The organism is Paenibacillus sp. ICGEB2008 (assembly GCF_000307675.1).
GTDB lineage: Bacteria > Bacillota > Bacilli > Paenibacillales > Paenibacillaceae > Paenibacillus > Paenibacillus polymyxa.
This window is the reverse complement of sequence record NZ_AMQU01000034.1, coordinates 1-19,901: the sequence shown is the minus strand read 5'-3', so window position 1 is coordinate 19,901 and position 19,901 is coordinate 1. Positions and strand designations below refer to the sequence as shown.

The following is a 19,901-nucleotide window of genomic DNA, read 5'->3' as shown; positions in this document are numbered from 1 at the left end:
TCGCTGGGTAGCTATGTACGGAAGGGATAAGCGCTGAAAGCATCTAAGCGTGAAGCCCCCCTCAAGATGAGATTTCCCAATTAGTAAGACCCCTTGAAGACGACGAGGTAGATAGGTTGGGGGTGGAAGTGCAGTAATGCATGGAGCTGACCAATACTAATCGGTCGAGGGCTTATCCTAAAGATAAGACGCAATGAAGTTTCGGATCCAGTTTTCAGGGTGTAACCTTGAAGGTATGTAGAAGTACATACAACAAGCGTATGGCGATTCATTCACAGAATCTGTGATGAACCGAATAACCTTACGAAGGAATTTGCGAGGCAAATTCATGTTTGGTGGCGATAGCGGAGGGGTTCCACACGTACCCATCCCGAACACGACCGTTAAGCCCTCCAGCGCCGATGGTACTTGGACCGCAGGGTCCTGGGAGAGTAGGACGTTGCCAAGCAAGAAAAAAAGGCACATCCCATTAAGGGGTGTGTCTTTCTTTTTGGAATCGAGTCAATCTTAGAGATGCGATTTCATTTACGCACTTTCTTTATAAAATATACAGTAAGATATCTCATGTTACTAATCCTGTGCTTACTTAACCATTTACTTCTACTTTTCCAGTAAGTATAGAAGTGTAAACCAGCAATTACATGCGTGCTTTATAAGAAAAACGACCAAGGGAGGTACCTTCCTGGTCGTTTTTCTATACTTGTTATTTCCTTGTGTTATCAACCATTCTCTGAAGCACACTCTCAAAGATACGAAGATCGTCTTGAGAGATCCCAGCAATGGTGTCTTGCTTAAACTTCTCAGCAATCGGCAGAAGCTTAAGGCAAACCTGCGTACCAAGATCGGATAATTGAATTTGTTTCATTCGTTTATCTGCATCATCAATACTTCGAAGTAAATATCCTTCGGCTTCTAGTTTTTGTAGCAGCCGCACTACACTTGGCTCCTTAATCGACAATTCTTCTGCGAGTTCCCGTTGAGTCATGGATTTGTGTGTATTGATGTAATACATCGCAATCCATTGACTCCTAGTAATGTTATAAGGTCGAAATTCTTTCTCCAAGGCTTCCGAAAAGATTTTTCCACTACGATTGGTAATAAAAGCAAGACAATCCTCTAAGTTAAACATGGCCACACCAACCCATTCAACTGAACTATATTTCTTATACATCAACTTAAGTATAACAGACCTTTGTACTTTTCATCATATCAGATACTAACAACTAAAATAAATTACTTAGCTAACTATTGATTTTCGAAACTAAGAGTGCTACAATTTCCCTGAATAAAGTTATTTATTTCACAAAGTAAACGGGAGGTTATATTTATGTTAACTACATTTAAAGCTACTGCAAAAAAATTACCTGAAGGGTTGCAAGTGGAAGCTCAATCCAGAGGGTTCAAAATTGTGATGGATGAGCCTGAAGATTTTGGTGGAACCGACAAAGCGATGAATCCGGTTGAAGCACTTCTGTGTGCGCTTGGTGCATGTCAGTCGATCGTTGTTGCTGCTTTTGCCGAAGGCTTTGGGTTCTCATATGAAGAATTCCATGTAGAGCTGGAAGGAGATTTGGACCCGGATGGGTTCATGGGGTTAGCGGATGTTCGATGTGGATTTCAGGAAATACGTTTTGCCATGCACTTTAAAACGACAGAGAGCCAAGAAAAAGCAGAAGCTTTTGCAGCGTTTGTCGAAAAGACTTGTCCGGTTGGGGATTGTTTGGCTAATGGGGTTAAATTGGTACAAGCAGGCGTAGTCAGACATTAAATTTTTCGCTAAAAGGGCTCAATGAATTCTCTTTTGGTCGTGAAGGGGTTTGAAAAAATTATGGAAGTTAAAATGTCAATGATCCCTGGAGGAAAAAAAGGGAAAGCTAGCAAAAATCACGTCCAGCTCGGACAGAACGTTTCCTTTGGGGATGTACTTCTTGAGGTTGAGACAGGCAAAGGTGTTCGAGAAATTACAGCAAATGTCGAAGGAAGTATTAGTAAAATCCACTTTGAAGAAGGCGACGAAGTATCCTCTAATCAGGCCTTATTTACAATTGAAGCTGCTACCGAAGAGGGGACGTCTACAGTAGCATCACAGGCTATCAAGGTGGAACAACCTATAGTGGATAAGAACGTGGATTTGCTAATTATTGGAGCCGGACCTGGAGGGTATGTGGCAGCGATTTATGCCGCTAAAAAAGGAATAAAGGTGGCCTTGGTGGAAAAAGAGGAATTGGGTGGCACCTGTCTTAATGTAGGTTGTATTCCAACTAAATCCCTGGTGAAGTCTTCTGAGATTTGTCACCACATCAAGGAATCGTCTTTGTTTGGTATTCATGCGGGAACAGATCTTCAAGTCGATATGAAACAAGTCATTCGTCGTAAAGATGAGATCAAAGGAAAGTTGATTTCGGGTATTGATTATTTAATGGAAAAAAATAATATTGAAATTATTCGCGGTCAAGCTGCCTTTTTATCTGCCACACAAGTAAGCGTCAAAGGACAACGACATTACCAGGTTACAGCAAAAGATATCATTATTGCGACAGGCTCCAAAATTACCAAAGTGAATATTCCCGACATCAATCTTCCTTTTGTAATGAATAGCACCGATGCCCTTGCCTCTACTGAACTACCAAAAAGTATTACGATTATTGGCGGTGGTGTGATTGGTATGGAGTTTGCCTTCATTTATCGTAATTTCGGCGTAGAGGTTCACGTGGTAGAATTTATGGATCGTTTGTTGACCATGGTTGACAGTGATATTTCAGAAGAAATTAAACATTCGGCAGAAAATGCTGGGATTCATATCCATACCCAATCCAAGGTATCTAAAATCCAACAGGCGGACGATGGACAGGCTATTGTCACCTATGAAAACAAACAAGGTGAGCATTTGTTAGTTAGCGAGAAAGTGCTTGTTGCGATCGGACGTGAGCCCAATTTGGACGGACTGGATATTGAACAAGCGGGTATCCAGCGCAATGAGCGTGGGCAAGGCATTGCTGTTAACGAATATATGCGTACAAACGTCGAACATATCTATGCCATTGGTGATGTGACGGATATTATGCAGCTTGCCCATGTCGCCTCCCATCAGGGGATCACGGCTATTGATGCCATCATGGGTGGATCGGAAGGTATGCACTATGCTGCCATTCCCAATGTCATCTTCACTTCACCCGAAATCGCAAGTGTTGGTATATTAGAGGATCAATGCAAGCAAGAGGGAATGGATTTCAGTGTAAGCAAAGTTTCGTTCTCCAGCAATGGGAAAGCATTAACGATGAATGAATCGGAAGGCTTTATTAAATTGATAAAGGATAATGTGTCACAAAAAATTGTGGGTGGATCGATCATTGGTCCAGATGCATCATCTTTAATCAGTAGCCTGACATTGGCGATTGCCAATGAACTGACGGAGCAGCAAATCATGCAAACCGTTTTTGCTCATCCAACGACAGGAGAAGTGATTCACGAAGCCGCGTTTGGCCTTAGCATTGGAGCGCTCCATCAAGCGTAATATCAAAAATAAAAGGAATACTTCTAGTCTGAGTAAGCGGACAAGGAAGCATTCCTTTTTTATTATTGGATGTTCATGTAAGGTACATATACGAAACTGGCCCTGGGGGATGGAGAAAAAGCTTATAATGATGAAGCACTAAAAACTGGAGGCCGCTGCCCTCAGCTTATCATACTGCCCAGGTATTTTTGACAAAAAAGTGCTGGATGCGATCAGAATAATATATTATAATACTACTTATTAAAAGATTTATAAAAAGTCTCGCTAAGGAGCTCATCGATGACAGGAGAACCCTCCATGAATCCTAGGATAGTTCGTAATATTTTATTTTTGTTATTCGCTTTACCGGGTGTAGCTTTTGCTTCCTGGGTGTCCCGCACGCCTGTCATACGGGATATTTTGCATGTCTCGACTGCCGAAATGGGGATTATTATTTTTGGATTAGCCGCGGGTTCCTTATTGGGATTACTTAGTGCGGGCAATGTTATTTCTCGTATAGGTGGACGGTCGGTCATTCTGGGAAGTGCGCTTTTGATTGTGATTGGTTTTGTCATTGTAGGGTTGGGAACTGCATTTTCGCTCACGAGCATCGTGTTTGTTGGTTTGGTCATCTTTGGTGGTGGCTATGGCACAGCAGAAGTAGCTCTTAACGTCGAAGGTTCTGCGGTAGAAAATCAGTTGAATAAAACGCTCTTGCCCGCCTTTCACGGTTCGTTTAGTTTAGGGACCCTTGTAGGGGCTGTCATCGGTTCTGGAGCAGCTGCACTACACATACCTGTTGTGATTCATTTTGGAGCTATGGCTGCCATGATTGCCACGGTAACTTTGTATTTGTATCGTTATTTGCCCCACGATACAGGTAAAGAAAAGGTTATTTCTACGTACAAGGTTGGATCTAATATCAAGGTTCAGCTTGCTGTCTGGAAAGAAAGGCGAATCCTACTGATTGGTATCATCGTGCTCGGGATGGCGTTTGCAGAAGGGGCCGCGAATGACTGGCTGCCGCTAACGATGGTAGATGGTTATGGCGTGGACTCCTTAACAGGCTCCTATATGTATGGGCTATTTGTGGCAGCGATGACCATTGGACGTTTCACGGGTGGATTTATACTGGATAAATACGGCCGCGTCCCTGTGTTGAAAGGAAGTGCTGTCCTGACTGCTGTGGGTATTACTCTAGTGATCTGGGGGCAGCATGATCTCTTAGCCGGATTGGGTATCTTGCTGTGGGGGCTTGGAGCTTCACTTGGTTTTCCTGTAGGATTGTCAGCTGCAGGAGATGACCCTCATGGTGCAGCTATCCGGGTAGGAGCCGTAGCCACAATTGGTTATATTGCCTTTCTAGTGGGTCCTCCGGGATTAGGGCTTTTAGGTGAACAGGTGGGTCTCCTGCATGCCTTAATTGTAGTGCTTATTGGCGTTATGGTGGCTGGTTTGATATCGGGTGCTGCCCAGCCTGTGGGGATGAAAGAAAAGAAATGAATTAAAATATAAAGGAGATTGTTACATGTCTATGAAAACGGAAAAACAAAAGATGCTGGATGGGGAGCTGTATGTAGCTGCTGATCCTCAATTAACAAGTGAAAGAGAGTATGCGAGAAGATGTGTACGTCTCTTTAATCAGACGACGGAGGCGGATAGCGATTATCGTGAAAAGTTACTTAAGGAGCTTTTCGGATCAACGGGTGAAAATATAAACATGGAACCCAACATACGCTGTGACTATGGATACAACATCCATGTTGGGGAAAATTTCTATGCCAACTTCGACTGTACTATTTTGGATGTTTGTGAGGTGCGTATTGGAGATAATTGTTTTTTGGCCCCAGGAGTGCATATTTACACAGCGACTCATCCCATTGATCCATTTGAAAGAATCGCTGGGGCAGAGTATGGAAAGCCTGTAACGATTGGTAACAATGTATGGATCGGCGGTAGAGCTGTTATTAATCCCGGTATTACGATAGGCGATAATGTCGTAGTGGCATCAGGAGCAATAGTAACCAAGGATGTTCCAGATAATGTAGTTGTAGCTGGAAATCCAGCACGAATAATTAAGCAAATTGAAATCTCCTAAACACTATACAGGTCTAATCATTTAATATTTGTACCGATGATCCTATTAAAAGAGCTCCTTATTTTAATAGGATCATTTAATTTAAGGGCTTCTACATGTATGCTCTTTAAGAATTGAACTATACAGAGTAATAAATGATCATATTCATCCGTACCAGTGTTTCTCCCGAATTATAGTATATATGTGGACGGTCTGCTTTAAAGCGGATCGAATCTCCAGCTTTCACCGTGTACATTTCTTCGCTAACTTTTACCACCATTTCACCCTCAAATACGGTAATAAATTCTTCAGTACCCTCACGGTGTGGGGCAGAACTCAGTTCCCCGCCTGGTTCAATCTCTACGGTATAGACCTCAAAATTTCTATTTCCTTCATAGGGGAAAAACGGATACAAGCGATAGTGATTGCTTTCTTCAAGCACTTGTACTTTGCTTTTAGGAACGACTATGGCATCGGCAGGCGGCTCGCTAATCAGGGCAGTGAATGATATTTTCAGACCGTTCGCAATTTTCCATACCGTTGTAATCGAAGGATTAGATTCTCCGCGTTCAATCTGGCCGAGCATCGTTTTACTGATCCCCGTCAGGTCAGCTAATTTATCTAAACTCAATTTTCTTTCATTTCTTAGATGCTTTAGATTTTTACTTAAAATCAAATTAATATTCTCCATCATTTTTCCGCTCCCTATTGTGCTATATAAAGAACATGATGTACAATCATGAAGTACAAATGTGCGTTTCAACGCACATTTTATTCAATTATAACACACTGGAGTTGATTGTTGCATGCCGTTTATTCCATTTTTATCTTATGTACTGGTTACTAGCTTTACGCCAGGCCCCAACAATATTATGTCATTGGACAGTGCCAGGCGGTTAGGTTTGAAGAGAGCTTTTCCATTCTTACTGGGAATAACAGCAGGCTGTTTCGCTATTATGCTGTTAGCCTGCTATTTTAATCTAGCTTTATATCATTTCTTGCCTCGGGTTAAAATCTGGATGAATGTTCTTGGTAGTCTGTACATGCTTTACCTGGCAGTAAAAATAGCAAAGAGCAAATCTACTTCGGAGGATAATGACCACAATGAAGGATATTCCTTCAAATCGGGACTGCTGCTGCAATTTATCAATTTAAAAATCATTTTGTATGGTATTACGGTCATTTCAACGTTTGTAATGCCGTATGATGTGTCATATATGACAATGATAACGATCTCGTTAATCCTGACCTGTATTGGTTTTGTAGCTGTCATGTGCTGGGCGATTTTCGGCGCCATGTTTCAACGCTTTTTGAATAAGTATGAGCGCTCCTTCAATATTATAATGGCCTTATTGCTCCTTTATAGCGCACTATCTATATGGATTTAAATAAATACCGTATTCACGATTTAAAAGATGGGTTCCTGACTTATAAGCAGGAGCCTTTTTCGTGTGAAATAGAGTTTATTGAAAGAGTCATGAAATACAATCGGACAGAATGGATGAGTTTCCTGGTCATTTAGCTGTAAAACGGGTATTACCTTAATACATAAAGTATATTGACAACTTGTATATACATGATTTAATCTTGTATATACAAGAAGTTGAAAGCGTTATATTAAATTCTTTTACGCTACTTCATTTCGTAAGAAAGGAATGAGCATGAATGGAAGCAATGAACAAGGCTTTAATTCCTCAAGATCAAGACTGGTGGCGCAAATCGGTCGTCTATCAGGTTTATCCCAAAAGCTTTAACGATACGACGGGCAAAGGAACCGGTGATATAAGAGGTCTGACACAAAAGCTGGATTATCTGCAAGGACTGGGTGTTGATATTGTCTGGTTGCAGCCTGTATATGTCTCGCCACAGCGCGATAACGGGTATGATGTAGCCGATTATTGCCGGATTAATCCTGATTATGGAACAATGCAGGATTTTGAAGAATTGAGCCAGGAAATTCGGGCGCGTGGGATGCACTTGATGATCGACATCGTGGTTAACCATTCTTCCACAGAACATGTCTGGTTTCAGCAGGCGCGGCTTTCTAAGGATAATGAGTACAGGGATTATTATATCTGGCGTGACCCAGCACCCGATGGAGGACCTCCGAACAACTGGATTTCCAAGTTTGGTGGACCAGCTTGGCAGTATGACGAGGCGACAAACCAATACTTCTTGACACTGTTTGATAAGACGCAGGCGGATTTAAACTGGGAAAATCCCAAAGTTCGCCAAGAAGTTATTAATGTGCTGGAGTTTTGGGCTGAGAAGGGAGTTAGTGGCTTCCGACTTGATGTCATTAATTTGATCTCCAAGGATCGGCAATTCTCGGACGATGATGGAAGCACGGCTCCTGGGGACGGGCGTAAGTATTATACGGATGGTCCGCATGTGCATGAATACCTTCATGAATTACATGAGAAAGTATTCTCAACATATAACAGCGTCACTGTAGGGGAGATGTCCTCCACCTCACTGGATCATTGTATCCGTTATTCCAATCCAGAGAGAAAAGAATTATCTATGACCTTTAATTTTCATCATTTGAAGGTGGATTATCCTAATGGGCAAAAGTGGGAACTCATGCCTTATGATTTTGAAATGCTGAAAAGGCTATTTTCGGATTGGCAGATTGGCATGCAACAGGGTGGCGGCTGGAGTGCATTGTTTTTTAACAATCATGATCAGCCAAGAGCGATCTCTCGCTTTTTGGATGATGGTGAATACCATGTGGAAAGCGCCAAGCTACTGGCCACCACGCTACATGGACTTCAGGGAACACCTTATATATTTCAAGGTGAAGAGATTGGAATGCCCAATCCGCAGTGGTCAGATATTGAAGAATTCCGTGATGTTGAATCGCTGAATATGTATCGTATCTTACAGGAGCAAGGCAAAAGTGCAGAGGAAGCATTGAATATCATTCGAGAGCGGTCCCGTGATAATTCGAGGACACCGATGCAGTGGGATAACACCCGCAATGCAGGTTTCACTACAGGCACGCCTTGGATTAAGGTAGATGAACGATATCCACATATCAACGTTCAGTCCCAGTTAGAGGACCCGAACTCGATCTATAATCATTATCGAAAGCTGATTCATCTGCGTAAGACGGTACAGGTCATCACCGATGGGGATTATCAACGCTTGGATGAAGCCCACCCTCAGGTCTATGCCTATCAACGCAGCAATGAACAGGAGACTTTGGTCGTCATCTCTAATTTTAGCGGGCAGGATGTACAGTTCCGTATACCGGATTCATTTTATTCATCATTAGATAATCAAGCAGGGGTTGCGGCTGAGCTTTTAATCGGTAATACCCAGCACGCTCCGCAGCTAAATCAGGTGGTCTCTTTGACTCCGTATGCTTCCTATATGTGGATTGTTCGTTAACCTTAGTGAATAGTATGGAAACATCTAGTAGTACCCCGGTAGTACATTTATTTTTAAGCCGGGGTGCTGCTTTAAAAATGAGCAAACGTCGAGGGAGTGGACTAGATGGCGATTGAAAGAGCACAGGTGGAAGACATTATAAAAGCCGTTGGTGGTAAAGACAACATAGAGGCCTCTACGCATTGCGTAACTCGTCTGCGATTTGCCCTTTATGATGATAAGCTGGTCGATAAAGAAGCACTCGAACAAAATGATCTGGTCAAAGGCCAATTTTCTTCACAAGGACAGTATCAGGTCGTGATTGGTCCAGGTCTGGTGGATAAGGTATATGACGAAATGATCTCCATTACAGGAGGCAGTCGGGCTTCTAAGGACGATGTTAAAAACGCCGCTAGTAAAAAACAAAACCCGATTCAGCGTGCCATCAAGACGCTGGCAGATATCTTTATTCCGATTTTGCCCGCGATCGTGACTGCAGGTTTATTACTTGGGATCAATAATATTTTGACAGGCAATGGAATCTTTTTCGAAGGAATGTCTCTGGTTCAGGTCTACCCTCAATGGACCGACTTTGCAGCAATCATTAATACCATTGCCAGCACTGCTTTTACATTTCTACCTGCTTTGATTGGATGGTCGGCTGTTGTCCGGTTTGGCGGTAGTCCTTTACTCGGGATTGTACTAGGCTTGATTCTGGTTCATCCGGATCTGCTAAGTGCATACAGTTATGCGGATGCCGTTACCAAAGGAACCGTTCCGGTTTGGGATTTGTTTGGCTGGCACGTGAACAAGATTGGTTATCAGGGACAGGTTCTACCCGTTTTGGTATCCGCTTACGTGCTCGCACAAATTGAGAAATTCCTCAATAAGAAGATAGCGGATTCATTTAAGCTGTTGCTCGTAGCTCCGATTACATTGTTAATTACAGGATTTCTTGCTTTTACAGTGATCGGTCCGGTTACTTTTATGATTGGTAATGCAATTACGTCTGGTCTTGTATACGTTTTCGATTTGGCTCCTGCGCTGGGTGGCTTGATTTATGGAGGCTTTTACTCCTTGCTGGTCATTACGGGAATGCACCATACTTTCCTGGCGGTGGACGTGCAATTAATTGGTACGCAGGGTGGCACGTTCCTATGGCCGATGCTGGCACTGTCCAATATCGCTCAGGGGGCCGGAGCACTGGCCATGATGCTGGTATTGAAGGAGCAAAAGGGAAAAGGATTGGCTCTTACCTCCTCCGTGTCTGCTTTTCTGGGTGTAACCGAGCCTGCCATATTCGGGGTCAATATTCGGTATAAATATCCGTTCGTATTCGGAATGATCGGTTCCGGTATCGCAGGTATACTGCTCACCGTAAATCATGTGTTGGCTTCTTCCATTGGTGTAGGAGGGATTCCAGGCTTCCTATCCATTTTCCCAAACAACTGGGGCGTATTCTTCATCGGGATGGCAATTGTATTGATTGTACCGTTCGCTTTAACCTTCATGTATGGGAAACTGCTAAGTAAACGCCGTCAGACTCCTGCTACACCAGCTAACGACTCCGTACAGAAAGATTCGGACCGTCGAAATTTTGCACTGGATGTGCTTGAAGTAAAGACCCCGGTATTGGGGCATGTGGTGCCATTGGAGCAGGTTCCTGATCCGGCTTTTGCCGAACGGCAGATGGGGCAAGGTATTGCCGTGGAACCGAGGGATGGTCGGATTCTTGCCCCTTTCAGTGGAAAAGTCATTCACATCATGGTGAAAAGCAAGCATGCCTTGATTTTGGAGCATCCAACAGGTGTACAGATACTGGTACATGTAGGAATCAACACGGTGTCATTGAAGGGAGAAGGATTCACCATGCATGTGGAGACAGGTCAAACCGTGGAGCAGGGCCAGCTACTGATGGAATTTGACCGTGAGCTGATTCAGAAATCAGGGTATCCTATGATTACACCGGTCATTGTTCCCGAAGGGCAGAGTATGATTGAATCGATTGAGGAATTGCCAGGTGAGGCGAACGATTTGCAATATGTCTTAATGAGAATTCATTTGAATTCTTCATCAGACAAAACGAATTAAGTCAGATTCATCCCTGCTAGCCTAATTTAGTAACTTGGTCAGTGAAAGAATGCTACAATAAACGTGGTGATGAAAATTGACTAAGAATATATTTTTGCAAATTTATCAAGAGTACTCGGGGCGAATCCAGACAGGCGAATTGGCTCCTGGTTCGAAAATGCCCTCTGAAAATGAATTGGCCCGGGAGTATAACACTTCTCGTGAGACTGTGCGTAAGGCACTTCACTTGCTTGCACAAAATGGGTATATCCATAAAATAAAGGCTAAAGGATCTTTTGTTCTGGATATCGGACGGATGGATTTTCCTATAGGGGGATTGGTCAGTTTCAAAGAAATGTCTGAGCGGATTGGGCGTAAATCACAAACGATTGTTCATAAAAATCAGTTGATTCCCGTCCCAGATGACATAGCTACTCATCTTGAGATTGACAAAGACAAGTATTTGGTCTGGGAAGTCATTCGTGCGCGTGAAATTGAAGGTGAATGTGTCATACTGGATAAAGACTACTTTCGATCAGACATTGTCCCCGTGCTTACCGAGGAAATTAGTCGTGAATCTATCTACGAGTACCTGGAAGGGGAGCTCCATCTTCCAATCAGTTATGCTAAAAAGATCGTTTCTGTAGAAGATGCAGATGAAGAAGACCGTAAGCTGATGGACCTCCAAAACTATACTCATGTGGTTGTAGTCCGTAACTATGTTTATTTGGAAGACACCACATTGTTCCAGTATACCGAATCAAGGCATCGGCTGGATAAATTTCAATTCGTCGATTTTGCCAGACGTTCTCATGGTGAAGAGAGAAAATCTGAGTTTTTAAGCTGACCCATTAGAGTTGACCCAAGAACGAGTGATTAAATTGGAATAGTTCAATGTGGTGGAAAGCCCCTCTTCTAAAGAAGAGGGGTTCTTTTTTGAATCCAGGACAAATTTGAGTAGATGTTGACTATTCGGCTGAGGAACCTAAATCCGTAATGGTTAGCTTAACATCGAAGGTTACAGGGATTTTACTGAATTTATAATCCCAATCATCTTTTACTTTTTTCCACACCTGTGGTTCTTCAATTTTCAAGTGATCACCAAAACCAGCAACATCGACTTTATATTCGGATTGTAATTTGTGCATAAGAGATTTAACCCTTCTAGTCACTTGTTTTTCAAACTCTAGCTCAGCTTCTTTCATGTTTCGCGTCTCAGTTGGGTCTACCTTCTCATCCCAGTTTTCGATTAAACGTCCTTTGGATTCAATTTTTACGTGAAAAGAGATGTCATCGTCATCGGCCACTTTAGTTGTTATTTTGCTCTTTACCGATTTGATTTCATAAGTTATGGCTTCATTTCGCTTGTCATACGTTTTGACAGCTCCGCCCTCAACATCACCCTTAATCCATCCAATACTTTCCACGTCTTGTTGTCCCAAAGTACCGATCCAGTGGCCAGTTTCTCCTTTAATAATACCAGCCCCTGAAAATTCTAATTCACCCTCAGACTCAATAATGTTTTGCAGTATGTAGCTTTTTTTGGAGTGCATTAACCCATCCAATTCAGACAGATTGACTCCCTTCATTACCTTGCTGGTTCTGAAATGGTTACGAAGCATGTTCAGAATATGAATGGATGGGATTTCGCCCGTATATTTGGTAACTAAGGTTTTGGCTGCTCGTTCCTTACTTAAGAAAACCATACAACTCGGACGAATATCATTATCACGTAGCACAAAATCCATCAATTGCTGCATCGTCTGTTGTTTTGCCAGTTCGGTGGAAACCACGATGACTTTTAGGTGGTGACCAATAACGGGACGATCCAAACGAAGAGAGAGCTGTCGGAAGATTTCAAGCAAAGAATCTCCAGTACTGGCTATATTTACATAGTTTAGTTCTTGTCCACCGCCGCTGCCTTGTTGGTTTGTGCTTCCAGATGATTTCTTGGGGACGATTTGTACGCTGGCCGTAATTTTGTTTTTCTTGAAATAACGGCTGCCCTTCTTCTCCAAATCCTGTTCCAATGGACTGAGCTCTCCCTGATCGAGAGCCAATCCTGTATATATGCTAAGCTCCTCCACTTCCTTGCTACTCCAACAGCCGACTTGAGTCACCAGAAGAATGAAGGCAAGCAGTAAGGATAGGGTAGATTGTCTACACATTTTGCTTCAACCCCTTCTTCCTGATCATGAACACGATGGAGAGAAATACAGGGATCAGAAAAAATAATACGATTCCCATGTATCCGATCTCATCGCCAAGACTAAACACTTCAGTCATACGAACAGGAGTCATCGTGGAAATAAAGATAAGCGGGATTAAACCGAAAATCGCATAACGATATTTAAGACCAAACACCTCTGAGACACCTAAGGAAGCATTGAAGAAAAAACTGCAGAAATTACAAAACATTTGCATCACCCAGATTACCAGCAGTGGAAACTCCAGACGTTCAAAAAGAAATCCGGGGATCTCAAAACTGCGCATCAAATTAATGGTAGGCCAAGTACTTGTCACAGTAGAATCTACTGATAGCCCGCCGATCACCATAACTACAGTCAAAAAATACAAAACTAAAGGGATACTGATGCCCACTACCATGGCCTTAAATGCTTTTTCGGGGTGCTGCAAAAAAGCGACCAGTGTCATGACAACTTCACATCCAGAGAAGACAAGAATAGTTGATTTCAGCCCCTTGATGACGGGGAATATTCCGTCACTCAATACGGGGCGAAGGTGATCAATTTCGAAGATTCTTAAGCTAAAGAGAAAACAGAAAAGCAGAAAGAAGAGGCTGATTGGAAGTACAATTTGGTACAGCCGCGCGATGGGATTAATGCCTCCAAAAACCAAATAACTCCCTACCCAGATGAATGGAATCACAATCGCCCAAACGGGGGTTCCTTCAAGTAGGAAAAACATGGTCACTTCAGCTAAAACCCGAATCTCAAAGCCAGCTATGATTATAAAGTATAGGATCAGTAGCACGCTTAAAATTCCACCCGGAATTGTGCCCACGATTCTTCTGGAGTATTGATACACGGTTTTCCCGGGGAACTGCTGACTTAATTTCACCATAATCCAGACGACGAATATGACAATACCTCCACCGATGAGGACAGAAAGCCATGCATCAGGAGTCTGTACCTGTTCAGTTACACCTCTCGGCAGTGTCAAGATCCCTGCGCCCAATACGGTATTGGTCAGGAATACAGCCCCTTGCTTCGTTGTGATTTTATCATCAGAGCGTCTAAACACAGTGGCTCCTCCTTCGTATTGGGCATCATGATCTACGCTTGCGTTGTTGTGTTTTCATCATGACAGGTCTTCGTTTCATCAGAGAAATAGGGGCTCGGATGTACAGATCCTTCCAGTCACTTGGTCGCATAGGGGAAAAGGGAGTTACATACGGCACGCCAAAGCTTTTCAACTTCGTTAGATGGATACAAATTAACAGAAAGAACAATATGGTCCCAAACATGCCGAGGATTGCTGCAAAGAGCATTCCGACAAAACGCAAAAGACGCAAGGTAATGCCCGCACTGTATGTCGGTATCGAAAACGATGAAATGGCAGTAACCGCAACCACAATCACTAGGAATGGACTAACGATGCCCGCATTTACAGCTGCGTCGCCGATGACCAAGCCTCCCACAATGCCCATCGCAGGGCCAATGGGTTTGGGCAGGCGAATGCCGGCCTCTCGTAGAATTTCGATAGAGATTTCCAAAATCATGACCTCTATAACGGATGGGAATGGGACGCCTTCACGGGTTTCGATAATGCTAATGACCAGCTTGGTCGGAATTAAACCGGGATGAAACGATATAAAAGAAATGTACAGAGCAGGCCCCATAAGCGCTATAAAAGCCCCGCTAAATCGTAGCAGACGTAATAGTGTCCCCGGAATCCATCGCTCATAATAATCCTCGGGAGATTGAAGCAGCATACTGAAGGTCACCGGGACAATAAGTGCAAAGGGGGTACCATCCAGTAAGATCGCAATTCTTCCTTCCAACAAGGCATTAATGACACGGTCGGGACGCTCTGTGTTATGAGCCTGTTGGAATGGACTTAAATAATTGTCTTCGATAAGTTGTTCCACATACCCGGATTCCGGTAAAAAATCCATGTCTATTTTTGATATTCTGCGGCTTATTTCTTCAAGCAGATCCGGATTCACAATATCCTTTATATACGCGATAACCAGATCCTTTTTGATTCTGCTTCCCACTTGGAATTTCTTCATTTCCAGACTTTTATTTAACCCTTGGCGTCGAAGCATCGAAGTGTTTTCACTCAATACTTCCGTAAAACCGATTCTGGGACCCCGAAGCAATGCTTCAGAAGTTGGCTCATTGACGGAGCGAATAGCGCCGTTAGGCGGGCCCACCAGTAGCGCTTCCTTCATTCCTTCAATTAATAAGGCGGTATGACCTAAAAGGATGAACTCGTACAGATCCTCCATACAGGTAACTTCACTAATTTGCGTAAGTGGCATCAGGCTTTCTTTTATAAAAGAGTTACTTAACCCTTCCGGTTGTTCCTGTTGATCCTGACCCTGCTGGCCCTCAAACATCAAGACCTCTAATACCTGCTCGCTCATAAGCTTTTCATCCTGCATACCATCTATGAAGACTAACATGGACCGAGCATGAAATTTCTTCACCATAAACTCACGAAAATGCACATCACTATTTTCGCCTATAGCTTCACGAATTGCCTGTAAGTCGGAATCATAATTTCCTGTAATTTTAGAGCTCGGTTCATGCTGCTGATCCATGGGACCTTCGTTATGTTTGGATTTGGCTCCCTTACTGCCGACAAACGAATAAATCGAGGTGTTTATATAATAAATTCCTAAAGGAATAATCAACGCGAGACCAGCTTGAAAGAGTGTACTCCAGCTAGGAAAATAAGAAATGATTTTAGACCACATGATGATTACCTCCAAGCAATTCAATTCATTCTCCCATAAGATACAAGTTGTTCATAAAGTATTCCTTATAACGGTTGTATTTACGCATGAATTGGAAAGATTCATTCGATGACACTGCTATGATTCCCGGTCCTTACCTTAATCCCTTGAAATAGAATAGGGAAATCCCTAAATATTCATAATTTTAACTACATTGTGATTGAAATCACATATAGACCTATCTGCTGTATTAGAATAGAAGCATAAACAATATTCATTAGAAACGTAGAGATGTCGTCGGATAGGAAGTAGCGTCGAATGAATGGAGGAACCGGTATATGATAAACAGTAAAAAGAAGCTTGTGGTTATAGGGAACGGGATGGCTGGTATCAATACGGTCGAACAAATTTTAAAATTAACAGATAAATATGAAATTACAGTCCTGGGAAGTGAGCCGCATCCGAACTATAACAGGATCATGCTCTCTTATGTGTTGGAAGGTAGTAAAACAATAGATGATATTATACTGAACGATTTGCAATGGTATGCGGATCAAGGAATTACTTTATATACAGGAAAAATGGTTAAAAGCATCGACGGTGAGCACAAGAAGATTCGCACCGAAGACGGACTGGAAATTGACTACGACGTGGCTTTGGTAGCTACCGGCTCACAATCGTTTATTCTGCCTATTCCGGGTAAAGAATTACCAGGCGTTATTGGTTTTCGGGATATCGCCGATTGCTCAGCCATGCTGGAAGCGGCAAAGACCTATAAAAAGGCGGCTGTCATTGGCGGAGGTCTATTGGGGCTGGAGGCAGCTAAAGGCTTGGTCAACCTAGGAATGGATGTTACGGTCGTTCACTTAATGGAAGATTTGATGGAACGTCAGCTGGACCGGGAAGCGTCTGCGATGTTGAAAGCAGAACTGGAACGCCAGGGAATCAAGTTTGCTATGCAAATGCAAACTGCGGAGGTGTACGGTCAAGATCGGGTACAAGGACTGCGCTTCTCGGATGGAAGTGAGCTGGAAGCGGATTTGGTCGTAATGGCCGTCGGAATCAAGCCTAATATCCAGGTAGCTGTGGAAAGTGGTATGGAAACGAACCGTGGGATTGTGGTCGATGATTTGATGAAAACATCCTTGCCGGATGTATATGCCGTAGGGGAATGTGTTGAACACCGTGGGGTCTGCTACGGTCTGGTAGCTCCGCTGTTTGAACAGGGAAGTGTAATTGCCAAACATTTGGCAGGCGCGGATACCGAAGGTTATGCAGGATCGGTAGTTTCCACTAAGCTCAAAATTTCAGGGGTGGATGTTTTCTCAGCTGGTGAATTCATAACCCAGCCTGAACATACGGTGATTGTAGCAAAGGATGAGTGGAAGCGCACATACAAAAAAGTGCTGCTTCGTGATAATAAAATTGTGGGGACTGTACTGTTCGGCGATGTGAGCGAATCTGCTAGTCTTCAAAAGTATGTGCGTCAGCAAACGCCAATGACAGATGAAATATATGGACAGCTTATGGGTACTGGATGCAGCAATCACGGGGCGAAAACATCATCCGCTGAAACGATGGCCGATGACGAAATTGTGTGTGGCTGTAACGGTGTAACTAAAAAGGCGATTGTGGATGCAATTAATGAAAATGGACTAACCACAGTCGATGAAATTAAGGCATGTACCGGAGCTACGCGTTCCTGTGGTGGATGTAAGCCAGTTGTTGAGCAAATTTTGCAATATGTTCTTGGAGACAGCTTCAAGACGTCAGCCAAGCAAGGAATATGTGGTTGTACAACATTGAGCCGGGATGAGATTGTGGAAGCGATCAAAACCAAAGGGCTGACAACTACGCGTGAAGTGATGAATGTACTGGGTTGGCATAATGATGAAGGATGCTCCAAATGCCGTCCGGCGCTGAATTATTATTTAGGGATGATTAACCCAGATACCTATGAAAATGAGGGAGATTCCCGCTTTGTAAATGAGCGATTGCATGCGAACATTCAAAAAGACGGAACGTTTACAGTGGTGCCAAGAATGTACGGCGGTGTAACGACTCCAGAGGATCTGAAGAAAATAGCTGATGTTTCTCTTAAATACAACGTTAAAGTCGTTAAAGTAACTGGGGGACAGCGGCTGGATTTGATTGGTGTCCGTAAAGAAGATCTGCCTAAAGTGTGGGAAGAACTCGATATGCCTTCAGGATATGCCTACGCGAAATCACTTCGTACGGTTAAAACCTGTGTTGGATCGCAATTTTGCCGTTTTGGTACACAGGATTCGATGGGAATGGGTGAAGTGCTGGAACGGAAATTTGAACGACTGGATTTCCCAGCAAAATTCAAATTAGCAGTTAATGGCTGTCCACGCAACTGTGCGGAATCATGTACAAAAGATATCGGAATCGTAGGCAATGACGGGGGCTGGGAGATCTTTATCGGTGGAAACGGCGGTATTAAAGCACGGTTGGCTGATTCACTCTGTAAAGTAAAAACGGACGCTGAACTGATTGATATTGTAGGAGCCGTGATGCAGTTCTATCGGGAAACAGGGCAATATCTGGAACGTACTTCGGAGTGGGTGGAACGGATCGGTCTGGAAGAGATTCAGAAGGTTGTCGTTCACGATACCGCTAATCGACAAGCTTTAGTAGAACGTATTGAATTTGCACTACAACAGGTCGAAGACCCGTGGAAAAAGATCATCAATGATGAGGATACACGTAAAAATCTATTTGAAGTTGTCACTCCATCTATTGTGTAATTGTATCTAAAATGCCTGAGGAAGGGAGCAATCAAGCAAATGATCAAGAATGCCGAATGGCTTGTCGTCGGTCACAGTAAGGATTTTCCGACTAGAATAGGACGTACCATCCACATTAAAGGGACTGAAATTGCTGTTTTCCGCACTTCGGAGAATGAGCTTTATGCTGTTGAAAATACCAACCCTCATCCCAAAGGAGGTCCTCTTACAGAGGCGATAGTATCGGGACATTATATTTATGATCCTTTGTATGACTGGAAAATTGATTTGCGGACGGGCACCGTTCAAGAGCCCGATCACGGGCAAATTAAAACGTTCGCCGTCTGTGAAGAGGGAGAAGAAGTGAAAATATCGCTCGAAACGGTTTAATTTATTTGAAGGAATGAAAATAAAAAAGGGCTCGACAGGAATAATCCTGTGGGCCCTTTTCGTTTTGGATTAGGTAATGGTAACGCCTGCACTTGCGTAGCCCACCACGGTATTAACGAGAGAAATTCCTGTAGCTGTGGCAGAGAAAACCATAAGCAGACGGGTTTGTGCGGTTACGGGTATTGCCAACCCAGTAGCAATACCACTAGAAGTCGTTCCTAATGCAACGATGTCAGTTAGCGGGGGGGTCAATGTAACGGTAGCTCCGGGAACGGCTATAAAGGTGTTATTAGGTGTCGGGGAACTAAACAACTGGGCAGTAATGCTAACGGATGATCCCAAGAGGGTTAGAGCAGCAGTTGTACTGAAATATCCGGCAATGGATGTGATTACACCACCCCGTGGAACGGAGAAAGCAAAGTTAATGACTGATCCTACAAGCGTACCTGTGAGATCAATGATACCGCCTACGAGACTAATGCCTGTTGCTGAGCTTCCAAAGCCGATTAAACTTGTGGTTCCAACCAGTCCGCCGGCAATGGTTGTCAAAATTGCTGGTCCACCCGAAGCAAATGGGATGATTGCCCCCGAACCAGTGGCTCCAGTAACGCCTGTAACCCCTGTGGCTCCGGTAGCTCCGCCAACACCTGTTGCGCCCGTGGCTCCGGCGAGTCCTGCCGTGCCCACCGCGCCCGGCAGGCCATCGGCCCCGGTCGGTCCAGTGGGTCCAGCGGGTCCGACCGCGCCAACTGCGCCCGGCAGCCCATCGGCGCCAGTCGGTCCCGTAGCTCCAGCAGGACCGACCGCGCCCACCGCGCCCGGCAGCCC

General features: G+C 43.7%; 16 protein-coding genes and 2 rRNA genes. 12 read left to right on the top strand and 6 right to left on the bottom strand.

Going from position 1 to position 19,901, the window contains the following annotated elements; all coding sequences use genetic code 11:
* Together C400_RS0125455 and rrf are read left to right on the top strand one after the other, a co-directional pair.
* Positions 1 to 180 (top strand): 23S ribosomal RNA (locus C400_RS0125455); the annotation flags it as partial.
* Between the two features lie 151 nt (positions 181 to 331).
* Positions 332 to 448: ribosomal RNA gene (gene rrf, locus C400_RS0125450) — 5S ribosomal RNA — on the top strand.
* A gap of 255 nt (positions 449 to 703) precedes the next feature.
* Here rrf and C400_RS0125445 read toward each other — a convergent pair.
* A complete protein-coding gene (locus tag C400_RS0125445) occupies positions 704 to 1,171 on the bottom strand; it encodes a MarR family winged helix-turn-helix transcriptional regulator (protein WP_232795436.1) in 468 nt (155 codons plus the stop codon).
* Between the two features lie 156 nt (positions 1,172 to 1,327).
* Between C400_RS0125445 and C400_RS0125440 the strand changes: the two genes are divergently transcribed.
* The 4 genes from C400_RS0125440 to C400_RS0125425 all read left to right on the top strand — a co-directional run bounded on the left by C400_RS0125440 (position 1,328) and on the right by C400_RS0125425 (position 5,591).
* Positions 1,328 to 1,768 (top strand): OsmC family protein, encoded by a 441-nt coding sequence (locus tag C400_RS0125440; RefSeq protein WP_016818391.1) that lies wholly within the window; start codon positions 1,328 to 1,330, stop codon positions 1,766 to 1,768.
* Between the two features lie 21 nt (positions 1,769 to 1,789).
* Positions 1,790 to 3,514, top strand: a complete 1,725-nt coding sequence (lpdA, locus tag C400_RS0125435) for a dihydrolipoyl dehydrogenase (protein ID WP_017428685.1) — start codon at positions 1,790 to 1,792, stop codon at positions 3,512 to 3,514.
* A 297-nt stretch (positions 3,515 to 3,811) separates the two neighbouring features.
* Positions 3,812 to 4,996, top strand: coding sequence for an MFS transporter (locus C400_RS0125430; protein WP_017428684.1), 1,185 nt, complete (start codon positions 3,812 to 3,814; stop codon positions 4,994 to 4,996).
* Between the two features lie 25 nt (positions 4,997 to 5,021).
* Positions 5,022 to 5,591, top strand: a complete 570-nt coding sequence (locus tag C400_RS0125425) for a maltose acetyltransferase domain-containing protein (RefSeq protein ID WP_016818394.1) — start codon at positions 5,022 to 5,024, stop codon at positions 5,589 to 5,591.
* A 118-nt stretch (positions 5,592 to 5,709) separates the two neighbouring features.
* Here C400_RS0125425 and C400_RS0125420 read toward each other — a convergent pair whose 3' ends face one another.
* On the bottom strand, positions 5,710 to 6,264 hold the full coding sequence (locus tag C400_RS0125420; protein WP_017428683.1) for a helix-turn-helix domain-containing protein: 555 nt from the start codon (positions 6,262 to 6,264) through the stop codon (positions 5,710 to 5,712).
* A 112-nt stretch (positions 6,265 to 6,376) separates the two neighbouring features.
* On the opposite strand from C400_RS0125420, the gene C400_RS0125415 reads away from it, so the two are divergent.
* The 4 genes from C400_RS0125415 (at position 6,377) to treR (ending at position 11,859) form a co-directional block, all read left to right on the top strand.
* Positions 6,377 to 6,958 carry a LysE family transporter gene (locus C400_RS0125415; protein WP_016818396.1) on the top strand — a complete coding sequence of 194 codons (582 nt, stop codon included), beginning with the start codon at positions 6,377 to 6,379 and terminating at the stop codon, positions 6,956 to 6,958.
* A 277-nt stretch (positions 6,959 to 7,235) separates the two neighbouring features.
* Complete coding sequence (gene treC / locus C400_RS0125410) at positions 7,236 to 8,963, top strand: alpha,alpha-phosphotrehalase (RefSeq protein WP_017428682.1); 1,728 nt, start codon at positions 7,236 to 7,238, stop codon at positions 8,961 to 8,963.
* A gap of 105 nt (positions 8,964 to 9,068) precedes the next feature.
* Positions 9,069 to 11,033, top strand: coding sequence for a PTS system trehalose-specific EIIBC component (gene treP / locus C400_RS0125405; protein ID WP_016818398.1), 1,965 nt, complete (start codon positions 9,069 to 9,071; stop codon positions 11,031 to 11,033).
* 76 nt (positions 11,034 to 11,109) lie between these two features.
* Entirely contained in the window at positions 11,110 to 11,859 is a 750-nt protein-coding gene (treR, locus tag C400_RS0125400) for a trehalose operon repressor (RefSeq protein WP_017428681.1), read from the top strand.
* A gap of 121 nt (positions 11,860 to 11,980) precedes the next feature.
* On the opposite strand, the gene C400_RS0125395 is transcribed toward treR, so the two are convergent.
* Genes C400_RS0125395 through C400_RS0125385 form a run of 3 tightly spaced genes read right to left on the bottom strand, consistent with a single transcriptional unit; the run spans position 11,981 to position 15,957 of the window.
* Positions 11,981 to 13,180, bottom strand: a complete 1,200-nt coding sequence (locus tag C400_RS0125395) for a Ger(x)C family spore germination protein (protein WP_017428680.1) — start codon at positions 13,178 to 13,180, stop codon at positions 11,981 to 11,983.
* On the bottom strand, positions 13,173 to 14,276 hold the full coding sequence (locus C400_RS0125390) for a GerAB/ArcD/ProY family transporter (RefSeq protein ID WP_017428679.1): 1,104 nt from the start codon (positions 14,274 to 14,276) through the stop codon (positions 13,173 to 13,175). The genes C400_RS0125395 and C400_RS0125390 overlap by 8 nt, the downstream gene beginning before the upstream one ends.
* Positions 14,277 to 14,301: 25 nt before the next feature.
* The gene (locus C400_RS0125385) at positions 14,302 to 15,957 is read right to left on the bottom strand and encodes a spore germination protein (protein WP_017428678.1); all 1,656 of its coding nucleotides are present in this window, start codon (positions 15,955 to 15,957) and stop codon (positions 14,302 to 14,304) included.
* Between the two features lie 317 nt (positions 15,958 to 16,274).
* Here C400_RS0125385 and nirB point away from each other — a divergent pair, with 317 nt between their 5' ends.
* Together nirB and nirD are read left to right on the top strand one after the other, a co-directional pair.
* Complete coding sequence (nirB, locus tag C400_RS0125380) at positions 16,275 to 18,704, top strand: nitrite reductase large subunit NirB (RefSeq protein ID WP_016818403.1); 2,430 nt, start codon at positions 16,275 to 16,277, stop codon at positions 18,702 to 18,704.
* A gap of 39 nt (positions 18,705 to 18,743) precedes the next feature.
* Entirely contained in the window at positions 18,744 to 19,073 is a 330-nt protein-coding gene (gene nirD, locus C400_RS0125375) for a nitrite reductase small subunit NirD (protein ID WP_017428677.1), read from the top strand.
* A gap of 69 nt (positions 19,074 to 19,142) precedes the next feature.
* Here nirD and C400_RS0125370 read toward each other — a convergent pair.
* Positions 19,143 to 19,901 (bottom strand): exosporium glycoprotein BclB-related protein (locus tag C400_RS0125370; RefSeq protein ID WP_017428676.1); only part of this gene is annotated, 759 nt, incomplete at its 5' end.

What these genes read in the sequence shown, in the direction of transcription:
- C400_RS0125445 (WP_232795436.1), bottom strand. Translation starts at nt 1,171, where the DNA reads ATGTATAAGAAATATAGTTCAGTTGAATGGGTTGGTGTGGCCATGTTT.
- C400_RS0125440 (WP_016818391.1), top strand. Translation starts at nt 1,328, where the DNA reads ATGTTAACTACATTTAAAGCTACTGCAAAAAAATTACCTGAAGGGTTG.
- lpdA (WP_017428685.1), top strand. Translation starts at nt 1,790, where the DNA reads ATGAATTCTCTTTTGGTCGTGAAGGGGTTTGAAAAAATTATGGAAGTT.
- C400_RS0125430 (WP_017428684.1), top strand. Translation starts at nt 3,812, where the DNA reads ATGAATCCTAGGATAGTTCGTAATATTTTATTTTTGTTATTCGCTTTA.
- C400_RS0125425 (WP_016818394.1), top strand. Translation starts at nt 5,022, where the DNA reads ATGTCTATGAAAACGGAAAAACAAAAGATGCTGGATGGGGAGCTGTAT.
- C400_RS0125420 (WP_017428683.1), bottom strand. Translation starts at nt 6,264, where the DNA reads ATGATGGAGAATATTAATTTGATTTTAAGTAAAAATCTAAAGCATCTA.
- C400_RS0125415 (WP_016818396.1), top strand. Translation starts at nt 6,377, where the DNA reads ATGCCGTTTATTCCATTTTTATCTTATGTACTGGTTACTAGCTTTACG.
- treC (WP_017428682.1), top strand. Translation starts at nt 7,236, where the DNA reads ATGGAAGCAATGAACAAGGCTTTAATTCCTCAAGATCAAGACTGGTGG.
- treP (WP_016818398.1), top strand. Translation starts at nt 9,069, where the DNA reads ATGGCGATTGAAAGAGCACAGGTGGAAGACATTATAAAAGCCGTTGGT.
- C400_RS0125395 (WP_017428680.1), bottom strand. Translation starts at nt 13,180, where the DNA reads ATGTGTAGACAATCTACCCTATCCTTACTGCTTGCCTTCATTCTTCTG.
- C400_RS0125385 (WP_017428678.1), bottom strand. Translation starts at nt 15,957, where the DNA reads ATGTGGTCTAAAATCATTTCTTATTTTCCTAGCTGGAGTACACTCTTT.
- nirB (WP_016818403.1), top strand. Translation starts at nt 16,275, where the DNA reads ATGATAAACAGTAAAAAGAAGCTTGTGGTTATAGGGAACGGGATGGCT.
- nirD (WP_017428677.1), top strand. Translation starts at nt 18,744, where the DNA reads ATGATCAAGAATGCCGAATGGCTTGTCGTCGGTCACAGTAAGGATTTT.